At 66.4% G+C, this 12,195-nt stretch carries 11 protein-coding genes; 6 read left to right on the forward strand and 5 right to left on the reverse strand.

Annotated features, from left to right (window positions below; all coding sequences use genetic code 11):
- Nucleotides 1-2: 2 nt before the first annotated feature.
- From ACQR2C_RS17990 to ACQR2C_RS18010, 5 genes are all read right to left on the reverse strand, one after another.
- Nucleotides 3-971, reverse strand: a complete 969-nt coding sequence (locus ACQR2C_RS17990) for an NAD(P)H-dependent flavin oxidoreductase (RefSeq protein ID WP_434881753.1) — start codon at nt 969-971, stop codon at nt 3-5.
- A gap of 141 nt (nt 972-1,112) precedes the next feature.
- Nucleotides 1,113-1,751, reverse strand: coding sequence for a hypothetical protein (locus ACQR2C_RS17995; protein ID WP_434881754.1), 639 nt, complete (start codon nt 1,749-1,751; stop codon nt 1,113-1,115).
- Nucleotides 1,751-2,332 carry a YqaA family protein gene (locus ACQR2C_RS18000; protein WP_316181277.1) on the reverse strand — a complete coding sequence of 194 codons (582 nt, stop codon included), beginning with the start codon at nt 2,330-2,332 and terminating at the stop codon, nt 1,751-1,753. The genes ACQR2C_RS17995 and ACQR2C_RS18000 overlap by 1 nt, the downstream gene beginning before the upstream one ends.
- 69 nt (nt 2,333-2,401) lie before the next feature.
- On the reverse strand, nt 2,402-2,800 hold the full coding sequence (hisE, locus tag ACQR2C_RS18005) for a phosphoribosyl-ATP diphosphatase (protein WP_316181109.1): 399 nt from the start codon (nt 2,798-2,800) through the stop codon (nt 2,402-2,404).
- Between the two features lie 104 nt (nt 2,801-2,904).
- Complete coding sequence (locus tag ACQR2C_RS18010) at nt 2,905-3,306, reverse strand: hypothetical protein (protein WP_316181108.1); 402 nt, start codon at nt 3,304-3,306, stop codon at nt 2,905-2,907.
- A gap of 290 nt (nt 3,307-3,596) precedes the next feature.
- Between ACQR2C_RS18010 and ACQR2C_RS18015 the strand changes: the two genes are divergently transcribed.
- The 6 genes from ACQR2C_RS18015 (at nt 3,597) to ACQR2C_RS18040 (ending at nt 12,178) form a co-directional block, all read left to right on the forward strand.
- On the forward strand, nt 3,597-4,652 hold the full coding sequence (locus tag ACQR2C_RS18015; RefSeq protein WP_434881755.1) for an ABC transporter substrate-binding protein: 1,056 nt from the start codon (nt 3,597-3,599) through the stop codon (nt 4,650-4,652).
- Between the two features lie 86 nt (nt 4,653-4,738).
- Complete coding sequence (locus ACQR2C_RS18020) at nt 4,739-6,529, forward strand: glucan ABC transporter ATP-binding protein/ permease (RefSeq protein ID WP_434881756.1); 1,791 nt, start codon at nt 4,739-4,741, stop codon at nt 6,527-6,529.
- A 173-nt stretch (nt 6,530-6,702) separates the two neighbouring features.
- A complete protein-coding gene (locus ACQR2C_RS18025; RefSeq protein ID WP_434881757.1) occupies nt 6,703-8,121 on the forward strand; it encodes a serine hydrolase in 1,419 nt (472 codons plus the stop codon).
- A gap of 187 nt (nt 8,122-8,308) precedes the next feature.
- Nucleotides 8,309-10,000 (forward strand): long-chain fatty acid--CoA ligase, encoded by a 1,692-nt coding sequence (locus ACQR2C_RS18030; RefSeq protein WP_434881758.1) that lies wholly within the window; start codon nt 8,309-8,311, stop codon nt 9,998-10,000.
- A 154-nt stretch (nt 10,001-10,154) separates the two neighbouring features.
- Nucleotides 10,155-10,640: a peroxiredoxin gene (locus ACQR2C_RS18035; RefSeq protein ID WP_315758853.1), complete on the forward strand. Its 486-nt coding sequence runs from the start codon at nt 10,155-10,157 to the stop codon at nt 10,638-10,640.
- 194 nt (nt 10,641-10,834) lie between these two features.
- Nucleotides 10,835-12,178: an NAD(P)/FAD-dependent oxidoreductase gene (locus tag ACQR2C_RS18040; protein ID WP_434881759.1), complete on the forward strand. Its 1,344-nt coding sequence runs from the start codon at nt 10,835-10,837 to the stop codon at nt 12,176-12,178.
- Nucleotides 12,179-12,195: the final 17 nt, after the last annotated feature.

Genomic DNA, 12,195 nt, shown 5'->3' on the forward strand with positions numbered 1-12,195 from the left:
CCTCACAGCGGCGGGTCGATCGCCTCGTCATATTCCTTCTTGAAGCGCGCGATCAGCTCGGCGGCGGGCAGCACGTCCTTGATGGCGCCGATGCCCTGCCCCGAGCCCCAGATCTCCTTCCAGGCCTTCGGCTTGGCGCGCTCGCCCGAGGCATCGGTGCCGAAGCTCATTTTCGACGGATCGGAGGTCGGGAGATTGTCCGGGTCGAGGCCGGCGGCGACGATCGACGGCTTCAGGTAGTTGCCGTGCACGCCGGTGAACAGGTTCGAATAGACGATGTCGTCGGCGCCGGACTTGGTGATCATGTCCTTGTAGCTTTCGACGGCGTTCGCCTCCTTGGTGGCGATGAAGGCCGAGCCGATATAGGCGAAATCGGCGCCGAGCACGCGCGCGGCGCGGATGGCGCGGCCGTTGGCGATCGCGCCGGACAGCGCGATCGGGCCGTCGAACCAGCTACGGGTCTCCGCCACGAAGGCGAACGGCGAGATCGTGCCGGCATGGCCGCCGGCGCCGGCCGCGACCAGGATCAGGCCGTCGGCGCCCTTCTCGATCGCCTTGTGGGCGAAGAACTGATTGATGACGTCGTGGAAGACGATGCCGCCCCAGCCATGCGCCGCCTGGTTCAGCTCCTCGCGCGCGCCGAGCGAGGTGATCATCATCGGCACCTTGTACTTCTCGCACAGCGCGAGATCCTGCTCGAGCCGGTTGTTGGAACGATGCACGATCTGGTTGACGGCGAACGGCGCCGACGGGCGTTCCGGATGCGCCCGGTCATAGGCGGCGAGCTCTTCCGTGATGCGCGCCAGCCATTCGTCGAGCAGCGCGGCCGGCCGCGCGTTCAGCGCCGGAAACGAACCGACCACGCCGGCCTTGCACTGCGCGATCACCAGGTCGGGCACGGAGATGATGAACAGCGGCGAGCCGATCACCGGGATCGACAGGCGGCCCTTGAACAAGGCGGGCATGGACATGGATGGGAATTCCTCGTTGTGAAATGCGGAGACGCTCGTGATCGCGAGCATGCCCGACATCAAGCCGTGATGGCAATTCGCCCGCAGAGGGACCGGAAAAGCCCGATCACGGTCTTGCGTTGAGGCGCTGGCATGCAGGCGTCATTGGCAGAGCGCCGAGGTGACGAAGGTATCTGTGCGGCAGTCGCCCGGCTTGCGCTGCCGGCCCGGGATCAGCACCCTGGCCGAGCAGGTCTCCGCCGAGTCGGTGTTGAGGCTCTTGCCGTCCTTGTAGCCCTTGCCCTGGCACAGCCGGTCGGCGCCGAGCTTGCAATCCGGTGTGCCGTTGGTGGCAATCGGGCAGACCGAGCGGCCGGTGATCATGCTCGAGGGCTTGGCGAGGCGCGACAAGGTCTCGCCGGTCTCCTTCAGCACGTCTTTGGTGTCGGCGCCGCCCTTCGGCGCGACCGGGCCAGTGGGCTGCACCGGGGTCGCGGCGGGCGGATCCGCGGCAGCGCCGGTGGGATCGCTGCCGGCCGCCGGCGGCTCGGCGCCGGCATCGCCCGAAGGTTTCAGCGGAATGATCGACATCTTCTCGAACAGCTTGCCAAGCTCCTCCACCAGACCCGGATTGGAGGGCGGCGCAGGCTGGACGGCAGGCGCCTGCTGCGGTGGCTGTTGCGGCGCTTCTCGCAGCCCCAAGGAAGGCGTCGTTTGCGCCCATGCCGCGGCGGCAGAGAGCACCGAGACGACGACGAGCAGCGCCGCCCCCGCCCCCCGCCCCGGGCGCAGCGGCCGCATCAGATCAGCTTCACGGCGATGACGAAGCCGGCCACCAGCACGGCCGCGCCGATCGCCACCCACAGGCCGAGATGCCTCTCGATGCGCACCCTGATCCATTCGCCATAGCGGTTGAGCAATATCGCGGCGATGAAGAAGCGGCCGCCGCGCGCGATGATCGAGCAGACGATGAACAGAAACAGATTATAGCCGGCGAAGCCCGACGTGATCGTGACCAGCTTGTAGGGGATCGGCGTCAATCCCTTCAGCAGGATGATGACGGCGCCCCACTCGGCATAGGACGCCCGGAACGCCTCGACCTTGTCGCCGAGGCCGTAGAGCTGGATCAGCCAATGGCCGAGGGAGTCGTAGAGCAGCGCGCCGATGGCATAACCGACCAGGCCGCCCGCCACCGAGGCCGCGGTGCAGACGCCGGCGAACAGCCAGGCCCGCTGCGGCTTCGCCAGCGACATCGGGATCAGCATCACATCCGGCGGCACCGGAAAGAACGAGCTTTCAGCGAAGGCGACCGCGGCCATGATCCACATGGCATGCGGCTTGTGGGCGGCGTCGATACACCAGTCGTAGATCCGTCTGAGCATGGTGGCGATGAAGCAAACCGGGCAGGATTTGTCCATGGCCCATATGCCGGTCCGAATCGGACCGCCACACTAGTGCCGCTTGCGGATCGTCCGGTCGGCCGCGACGATCGGTCGCCCCGCCACCCGTCCGGGCGCGGCCTTGGCGACCTTCGCGGGCGATTTCGGCAGCTTCTCGGCGATGCCGAGCATCAGCTCGCGCCGTTCCATCTCGCGCCAGACGTCCTCGGGCTGGACATCGAGCTCGGCCCACAGCACGGCCAGATTGTAGATCAGGTCGGCGCTTTCGCGCACCACGGCCTGGGCGTCGCCGCCGACGGCATCGATCGCGACCTCGATCGCCTCTTCGGCGAGCTTCTTGGCCATCTTGGCCGTGCCCTGCTGCATCAGCTTGGCCGTGCGCGATCGCGCGGGGTCGAGATCCCTGGCCGCCAGGACAGCGCGATAGAGCCGATCGATCGAATCAGTCATCTCGCCACACTAGTTAAAATCGATGGCCCGCATATTAACGTTCGCAGCACGCAAGAAAAAATCCGCCGGCACGGGGCCGGCGGATCGTCTCATCCGATCTCACATCACCAATGCGGGTGATGATGATAGCCGCCACCGTAATAGGGGCCGCCGCCGTAATACTGATAGCGCGGCCCGTAGCCGTAATAGGCCGGCCGGCCATAGTAATAATTATCCTCGTAGTAGGAACGGCGGTTCTGCGCCGCCGCGATGGCGAGGCCGGTGCCGACGATGCCGGCAAAGGCAGCCGCAGCCGCCGCACCGCCATTGCCGCGATAGTGGCGCCGGCGCGCGCTGACATCGGTCAGGCCGCCATCATTGGCCGTCTTGGCGACGACGCCCTTCTCGGCCGGCGCGGAGCCGGCAAAGGCGAGTGTCGGCTGCACGGCCGTCAAAGTCACCGCGGCCACCGTCGCCAGGACGGTAGCACGGCCAAAGCGGGAAAAACTTCCGCGCTGTGCGATCATATGTTTTCTCCGTACGATCCAATCTCGCGCACCAACTCGCGAACTGCGCCCACAGTTCCCCTCGCGAAACCCGGAGTCGAAGCCGCAAATCGCCGCAGGCCTTGCTCATGGACCATTCACATTCGATCCGACATGATCAGGCACCGCCGGCCCTGAGCGGGCAGCGAGACAGCGACGTTGTCACGAAATTGACATGACGATCCCGCGGCTCGATCCCGCGACGGCCGGCGAACTGATTAGAATACCGGCGTGACAAGACCGGTACGGCCTGCGAATACCGGCGTGACATGATGCGCATGCGACGATCCCTCACCCTGCTTGCTTTGGCGCTCCTCGCCGTCGTCGTCGTGCCCTCATGCCTGTCGCGACAGGAAGCTGCGGCGGAGGAGCCGAAACGTCCGGTCGCCGTCATGTTCGCGCTGGATCGGCCGCTCGATGGCAGCATGGCGCCACTGGTCCTCGCCGCCAGCCGCGGGCTGTTTGCCACCGAAAGCGTGACGGTCACCATCACCACGGCCAAGGGCTCTCCCGATGCGATCGCGCGGGTCGCTTCCGGCGAGGCCGACATGGCGCTCGCCGACATCAACGAGCTGATCCGCTATCGCGACGCGTCGAACAGCCAGCCGGTCAAGGCCGTGTTCGTGCTGTTCAACAGGGCGCCTTACGCGATCATCGCGCGCAGGAGTCGCGGCATCAACGGGCTCGGCGACATCGAAGGCAAAACGCTCGGCGTCGCCGAGGGCGATCTCTCGATCCGGCTGTGGCCGGCGGTCGTGAGGCACAACCATCTCAGGCCCGAGACCATCAAGCTGTCGCGCGTCGGCGCGGCCGTGCGCGAGCCGATCCTGTCGGCCGGCCAGGTCGATGCCGTCAGCGGCTTCTCGTATCTCTCGGCGATCAATCTGCGCGACCGCGGCGTGCCCGCCGCCGATCTCGCGGTGCTGCGCTTCGCTGATTATGGCTGCGAGGCCTATGGCCATGCGGTGATCGTCAATCCCGGCTTTGCGGCCAAGCAGCCGGCTGCGGTGAAGGGCTTCCTGCGCGCGCTGACGTCGGGCCTCCAGCTTGCCATCAAGGACCCTGCCGGCGCGATCGCCGACGTGGTGGGCCGGATGGATGACGGCTCCCGCGAGCTCGAGCTGCAGCGGCTGCAGAGCGTGCTCGTCGACAACGTGCTGACGCCGGACGTCCGACGCGATGGCATCGGCGGCATCGATCCCGCCCGGTTCGAGCGGGCCCTCGACCAACTCGCCGAGGACGGCAAATTCCACCACAAGCGTCCGCAACCCGCCGACATCTTCGACGACAGCTTCCTGCCGCCCGCCGACAGCCGGCTGGTCAACTGAGCGCTCGCCGCGGCGGCCGTTCCCTTGCTAACATGGCGCCGCGCGCCCAGCGCTGATTCCAACTGCCGACACGAAGCGCCCCGCCCATGTCCCTGCTCCGCATCTATGCCCGCGTGCTCCATCTGCTCGGAAAGGAGGCGCGGCTCGGCTGGTTTCTCGCGATCGCCAACCTGGCGCTGGCGGTGGCGCAGTTCGCCGAGCCGGTGCTGTTCGGACGCATTGTCGACTCGCTCTCGGGCAACGCCTCGACCAGCACCGCCTGGCCGCTGCTCGCGGCCTGGGCCGGATTCGGGCTGTTCACGATACTGGCCAGCGCCTGGGTCGCGCTGCAGGCCGACCGGCTGGCGCACCGGCAGCGCCATGCGGTGCTGACGAGCTATTTCGAGCACATCTTGCAGCTGCCGCTGACGTTCCATTCCGGCACCCATTCCGGCCGGCTGATGAAGGTGATGATCAACGGCACCGACGCGCTGTGGAAGCTGTGGCTGTCGTTCTTCCGCGAGCACTTCGCCGCGATCATGTCGGTGCTGGTGCTGCTGCCGCTGTCGCTCTATCTGAACTGGCGGCTCGCGATCCTCTTGTTCGTGCTGTGCGTGGTGTTCACCGTGCTGACGACCCTGGTCGTACGCAAGACCTACGGCATGCAGAGCGAGGTCGAGGAGCATTACAGCGACCTGTCGGCGCGTGCCTCCGACGCGCTCGGCAACGTCGCGCTGGTGCAGAGCTTCGTGCGCATCGATGCCGAGGTGCAGGGCCTGCGCACCGTGGCCGGACAATTGCTGTCGGTGCAGATGCCGGTGCTCGGCTGGTGGGCGCTGGTGACGGTCATCACGCGTGCCTCGACCACCATCACCGTGCTCGCGATCTTCACGCTGGGCATCGCCCTGCATCAGGCCGGACTGACGTCCGTGGGCGAGATCGTGATGTTCGTGTCGTTCGCGACCATGCTGATCCAGAAGCTCGAGCAGGTCGTGTCCTTCATCAACAACGTGTTCATGGAGGCGCCGCGGCTGGCCGAGTTCTTCACCGTGCTCGATGCGGTGCCGGCCGTGCGCGACCGTCCCGACGCGATCGAGGTCGGCCGGCTCTCGGGCCTGGTCGAATTCAACGACGTCTCGTTCTCCTATGACGGCAAGCGTCCGGCGGTGAAGGACCTCACCTTCACCGCGCTGCCCGGCCAGACCATCGCGCTGGTCGGACCGACCGGCGCCGGCAAGTCGACCGCGATTGCGCTCTTGCATCGCGCCTTCGATCCGCAATCCGGCTTCATCAGGATCGACGGCATGGACGTCCGCGGATTGAAGCTCGCGGCACTGCGCAGGAACATCGGCGTCGTGTTCCAGGAGGCGCTGCTGTTCAATCGCTCGATCCGCGAGAACCTTTTGGTCGGCAAGCCGGACGCGACCGACGAGGAGCTGCGCACCGCCGCCGCGCGCGCCCAGGCGCTCGACTTCATCGATCGTGCCGACCAGGGCTTCGATACCAACGCCGGCGAGCGCGGCCGCATGCTGTCCGGTGGCGAGCGCCAGCGGCTCTCGATCGCGCGTGCCCTCCTGAAGGATCCTCCGATCCTGATTCTCGACGAGGCGACCTCCGCGCTCGATGCCGTCACCGAGGCCAAGCTCAACGCGGCGCTCGACGAGGTGATGAAGGGACGCACGACCTTCGTGATCGCACACCGGCTCTCGACGATTCGCAATGCGACGCGAATCCTGGTGTTCGAGAACGGGCGCGTGATCGAAAGCGGAACGTTCGATGAACTCGTCGCCAAGGGCGGCCACTTCGCGGAACTCGCGAAGGCCCAGTTCATGGTGCAGGAGAGCGCACGTGCGTCGCTTGCCGCGCCGGACAGCGAGAGCACCACCGTCAAGGCCTGATCGCGGGACGCTTTCATCGTGGAATTGAATGGCTGGGCTCTGTTCGCCAGCGTCGAGCCGGTATAGGTTCGCGACCTGCCGCAACCGAAGCGGCACCGGACACGCTTGAAACCCGAAAGCCCGTTTGCCCACCTCGCCGCGCGAGGCGGGTCTCAAAGGACCGGATCTGACCAGTGCAGACGCTTCGCCTGTTGTTCCGCTATTCCCCGCTTCAGATCATCGTTCTCGCTGCCGCTCTCGTGCTCGCGCCGCGCTGGGCCCATGCCGAGGCGCTGCTGCTCGTCGAAGCCGACACCGGCAAGGTGCTGGAAGCGCAGAACGCGACCTATCCCTGGTACCCAGCATCAGTCACCAAGCTGATGACGGCCTATGTCACCTTGAAGGCGGTCAAGGAGGGCAGGATCACGCTCGACACGCTGTTCACGGTCTCGCCGACCGCGGCTTCGCAGTCGCCGTCGAAGATGGGCTACCGGCCGGGCACGCAGCTCACCGTCGACAACGCGCTCAAGATGATGCTGGTGAAGTCCGCCAACGACATGGCGGTGGTGCTCGCCGAGGGCGTCGGCGGCTCCATCGACGGCTTCTCGGCGATGATGAACGACACCGCCCGCAAGCTCGGCATGACGCAGACCAGCTACGTCAATCCGAACGGACTGCCTGCCGACGGCCAGATCACCTCGGCGCGTGATCTCGCGATCCTGGCGCGCGCCATCATCCGCGATCTTCCCGAGTACGAATACTTCGTCCACATCCCGTCGATCCGCTACGGCCGCCGCGTGGTGCAGAACTTCAACAAGCTGATCGGGCGCTATCCCGGCGCCGACGGTTTCAAGACCGGTTTCATCTGCGCCTCGGGCTACAATCTGGTGGCGTCGGCGACCCGCAACGGCAAGCGCCTGATCGCGGTGGTGCTCGGCGCCTCCTCGGGACAGATGCGCGCCGTGCGCGCGATCCAGATGCTCGACCGCGGCTTCAACGGCAACCAGCTGAGCTGGCTGAAGTCGCCGCTCGGCACGGTCGATCAGTTGGCCCCGGTCGACGCGACGCCGCCCAACCTGCGCGACGACATGTGCAACGGCCGCCGCCACCGGCCGGCCAGCGATGAGGACGAGGACACCGTTGCCGGTGCGGACGGCGAAGCGACCGGCGGCACCCTGCTCGCCGGCCTGCAGGCGCCGTCCATGAAGCCGTCCGAACTGCTGGCGGCGGCCCCCGCTCCGTCCGAGCCGGTCGTGGTCTACACCGGCCCGACGCGCACCGGCGCGGCGCTGATCGCCGCCGTCGCCGCCGATGCCGACGCGCAGACCCCGGCCAGGCACCGCGGCAAGAAGGCGCACGCCGCCGCCCGCAAGGATGCCAAGCCGGCGACCCGGACCGCCGCCAAGACCGATGTGGATGCGAAGGCCGCGGCCAAGCCGTCGGATGCCAAGCCGTCGAACGCCAAGCCGGGCGCGGCACGCCACGTCGCCGCCAAGCACGAAGCCGGCGGAAAACCGGCGGAAAAAGCCGGCTCCGACGCGCCCAAGCCCACCAAGCCCAAGGCCGCCGCAAAGCCGAAGACGGACGGCAAGCCCTCGCCGAAGGACGGCTGATCCCGCGCGGCGCATACTGACGCAGCCAGCAACTGGCGCGGGCCCTCGGCCCGGACTGCCTGTACCTCCCCTTTCATCGACGCGCCGGCCGCTTGCCTTGAACGGCCGGAAATTCGATATTGGCGCCGCCGGCCCCAGAGAGGCGGCTGCCGATATACGAACAAGAGACGATCAGAGAGGAAGGGTCATGGAGCGCATCTGGCTCAAGCACTATCCGGCCGGCGTTCCCGCCGATATCGATCCGGGCAAATACCCGTCGCTCGTCGACCTGCTGGAAGAGAGCTTCAAGAAATTCGCCGATCGCCGCGCCTTCATCTGCATGGACAAGGCGATCAGCTATCGCGAGCTCGACGAGATGTCGGTCGCGATGGGCGCCTATCTGCAGGGCCTGGGTCTGGCGAAGGGTGCGCGCGTCGCACTGATGATGCCGAACGTGCTGCAATATCCGATCGCGATCTCCGCGGTGCTGCGCGCGGGCTACGCCGTCGTCAACGTCAACCCGCTCTACACGCCGCGCGAGCTCGAGCACCAGCTCAAGGATTCCGGCGCCGAGGCGATCATCGTGCTGGAGAATTTCGCCCACACCGTGCAGCAGGTGGTGGGACACACCCAGGTCAAACACATCGTCGTCGCCAGCATGGGCGACCTGCTCGGCTTCAAGGGCGTGATCGTCAACCTCGTCGTCCGCCGCCTGAAGAAGATGGTGCCGGCGTTCTCGCTGCCGGGCGCCGTGCCGTTCAACGATGCGCTCGCCGCCGGCCGAGGCAAGCGCTTCCAGAAGCCCACCATCGGCCCCGACGACGTCGCCTTCCTGCAATATACCGGCGGCACCACCGGCGTCTCCAAGGGCGCCACCTTGCTCCACCGCAACGTCGTCGCCAACGTGCTGCAGAACGACGCCTGGCTGCAGCCGGTCATGGACCGGGCGCCGCACGTCGATCAGCTGCTGATCGTCTGCGCGCTGCCGCTGTACCACATCTTCGCGCTGACCTGCTGTTTCCTGCTCGCGGTGCGCGCCGGCGGCGCCAATCTCTTGATCCCCAATCCCCGCGACATTCCCGGCTTCATCAAGGAGCTGATGAAGTATCAGGTCAACACCTTCCCGGCCGTCAACACCCTCTACAACGGCCTGCTGCATCATCCCGACTTCAAGAAGATCGACTTCTCCAAGCTGAAGGTCTCCAACGGCGGCGGCATGGCCGTGCAGCGCCCGGTGGCCGAGCAGTGGAAGCAGGTGACGGGCTGCAGCATCGCCGAGGGTTACGGCCTGTCGGAGACCGCGCCGGTCTTGACCTGCAACGTGCCGACCTCGACTGAGTTCACCGGCACGATCGGCCTGCCGCTGCCGTCGACCTGGCTGTCGATCCGCGACGATGACGGCAACGAGGTGCCGCTGGGCCAACCCGGCGAGATCTGCGCCAAGGGCCCGCAGGTGATGGCCGGCTATTGGAACAGGCCCGACGAGACCGCCAAGGTGATGACGGCGGACGGCTTCTTCCGCACCGGAGACGTCGGCGTCATGGCTGCGGACGGCTCGGTCAAGATCGTGGACCGCAAGAAGGACATGATCCTCGTCTCCGGCTTCAACGTCTATCCGAACGAGGTCGAGGAGGTCATCGCGACCCATCCAGGCGTGCTGGAGACCGCCGTGATCGGGCTGCCGGACGAGAAGACCGGCGAGCTCGTCAAGGCGTTCGTGGTGAAGAAGGATCCCAACCTCACCTCCGAGGACATCATCAAGCACTGCCACGAGCAGCTCACGAACTACAAGGTGCCGAAGCAGATCGAGTTCAGGACCGAGCTGCCGAAGACCAATGTCGGCAAGATCCTGCGCCGGGAGCTGCGCGACGAGAAGAAGAAGCCGGCCGCGGCGGCGTGATCCGTCGGCGGCGCGGCAGCGTCGTGCGATGACGGAGTCGTGATCGCGGCGGGCCGTTGCCGTTTCCGGTCCGCCGAATAGTGTAGCGCGCACCGCGCAAGACGCGTTCGCAAAGACACGCTTGCAAGATACATCCAGGGGAAGGAGTTTTGATATGACGATCCAGGTTGGCGATAAGCTGCCGCAGGCCCAGTTCCGCGTGATGACCGGCGAAGGCCCGCAGGTCAAAACCACCGACGATATCTTCAAGGGCAAGAAGGTCGCGCTGTTCGCGGTGCCCGGCGCCTACACCGGCACCTGCCACAAGATGCATCTGCCCAGCATCTTCCTCAACGCCTATGCGCTGAAGGACAAGGGCGTCGATACCATCGCCATCGTCTCGGTCAACGACGCCTTCGTGATGAACGCCTGGAAGCGCGATACCGACCAGCGCGACGAGGCCGTGTTCCTGGCCGACGGCAATGCCGAGTTCACCAAGGCGATCGGCATGGAGCTCGACGCCTCCGGCGCCGGCCTCGGCATCCGCTCCAAGCGCTATTCGATGCTGGTCGAGGACGGCAAGGTCACCAAGCTGAACCTCGAAGCCGCCCCGGGCAAGGTCGAGGTCTCCGGCGGCGACACGCTGCTCGGACAGCTGTGACGGCGATCAGGCGCGCTGGACGGCTCGATCCGGATTCGACCGTCAAGGCGCTAGGAGCGGCCGACTCCAACGGATAAGTCCAGGATATGCGGCGAAGGGCCGGGGGAATCTCTCCCGGCCCTTGCTTTTTGCGCGCTGTCGACGTCCCAGCCCGGCCCTCCACGCTCGGCCGTCGACCGGGGAAAGGCCGCGCAATGGACCGCCTCGGAAGTGACCTCGCGAAGACATTTTGCGCCGAACCGAAGTTGCATGACGGCGTTAGAGAGGCCGGTTCCTCAGTTCGCCGGGAGGTCGACATCTTCAACGATCAGCCGCAACAAATGCAGCAGGACGACGTCCGGAGCGTCAGGCCGCCCTGGCCGGATGTACCGTCGTTTCCGACGGCGGCCGGTGTCGCGAGTTTTCGCTGCGACGTCCTGATCGTCGGCGCCGGAATTACCGGCGCGATGATGGCTGAACGGCTCACCCGCGAAGGGCACGACGTCGTCCTGATTGATCGCGAGCAGCCCTGCCGCGGCAGCACGGCCGCCAGCACCGCCATGCTGCTGTGGGAAATCGATCGACCACTCGGGCAGCTTGGGTCGCTGATCGGCTTCGACCGCGCCGCGCGATGCTATCAGGCCAGCCTGCGCGCGGTGACGGAATTGAAGCGCCAGATCTCGGAGCGGACGCTGCCCGGTGAATTGCGGGCCCGCCAGTCGCTCTATCTTGCGCGCGATGACGACTCGAGGGTTTTGCGTGACGAGCTCGCGCAACGCACCCGAGCCGGGCTGCCCGGCATCTTCCTTGATCACCGCACTCTCCTCGACAATTTCGGCTTCGCCCGAGCGGGCGCGATCCTGTCCCCCGGTGCCGCCGACGCTGACCCGGTGCAGTTGGCAGGCGGCCTGCTGTCCCTGGCGCTGTCGCGAGGCGCACACCTTGTTCAAGGCAATGCCGTCTTCTTCGACTGCGGGAAAGCAAGGGTGACCGTCGGCCTCGACGACGGTCACGAGATCGAGGCTCGTCACGTCGTGCTGGCAACCGGCTACGCGATCCCCCGAATCGTCAAGCCGACGATCCATCGCGTGACGTCGAGCTGGGCCATTGCCACCGTGCCCCAGCCGCAGAATCTCTGGAAGGACGAGGTTCTGATCTGGGAGGCCAGCGACGACTATCACTATGCCCGCACCACACCGGACGGGCGGATCATCTTCGGAGGCGAGGACGACGACGAGCTCATCGAGCCGGACGCTCGTGACCATGCCATCCCGGAGAAGTCGCGGCGCCTGGCTGCAGAACTCTCGGCCCTATGGCCGCGCGCTATTCTCGATACCGACTATCAATGGTCCGGAACATTCGACACGACCGATGACGGGCTGCCTCTGATCGGCGTCGTCCCGGGCTACAAGAACGTATACGGCGCCTACGGATATGGCGGCAATGGAATCACGTTCAGCTACCTCGCCTCGGAGCTCGTCGCGACGCTGATCGGAGGCCGCAGCTCCCCCTTGCTTGACGATTTCGCCATCGAGCGCAGCCCACTCGGAGGGACGTGACGAGAAGGCGACGCCAC

It is taken from the genome of Bradyrhizobium sp. HKCCYLRH3061, from assembly GCF_051168015.1.
Classification (GTDB): domain Bacteria; phylum Pseudomonadota; class Alphaproteobacteria; order Rhizobiales; family Xanthobacteraceae; genus Bradyrhizobium.

Coding starts and splice junctions, on each gene's coding strand:
- ACQR2C_RS17990 (WP_434881753.1), bottom strand. CDS start 971: ATGTCCATGCCCGCCTTGTTCAAGGGCCGCCTGTCGATCCCGGTGATC.
- ACQR2C_RS17995 (WP_434881754.1), bottom strand. CDS start 1,751: ATGCGGCCGCTGCGCCCGGGGCGGGGGGCGGGGGCGGCGCTGCTCGTC.
- ACQR2C_RS18000 (WP_316181277.1), bottom strand. CDS start 2,332: ATGCTCAGACGGATCTACGACTGGTGTATCGACGCCGCCCACAAGCCG.
- hisE (WP_316181109.1), bottom strand. CDS start 2,800: ATGACTGATTCGATCGATCGGCTCTATCGCGCTGTCCTGGCGGCCAGG.
- ACQR2C_RS18010 (WP_316181108.1), bottom strand. CDS start 3,306: ATGATCGCACAGCGCGGAAGTTTTTCCCGCTTTGGCCGTGCTACCGTC.
- ACQR2C_RS18015 (WP_434881755.1), top strand. CDS start 3,597: ATGCGCATGCGACGATCCCTCACCCTGCTTGCTTTGGCGCTCCTCGCC.
- ACQR2C_RS18020 (WP_434881756.1), top strand. CDS start 4,739: ATGTCCCTGCTCCGCATCTATGCCCGCGTGCTCCATCTGCTCGGAAAG.
- ACQR2C_RS18030 (WP_434881758.1), top strand. CDS start 8,309: ATGGAGCGCATCTGGCTCAAGCACTATCCGGCCGGCGTTCCCGCCGAT.
- ACQR2C_RS18035 (WP_315758853.1), top strand. CDS start 10,155: ATGACGATCCAGGTTGGCGATAAGCTGCCGCAGGCCCAGTTCCGCGTG.
- ACQR2C_RS18040 (WP_434881759.1), top strand. CDS start 10,835: ATGGACCGCCTCGGAAGTGACCTCGCGAAGACATTTTGCGCCGAACCG.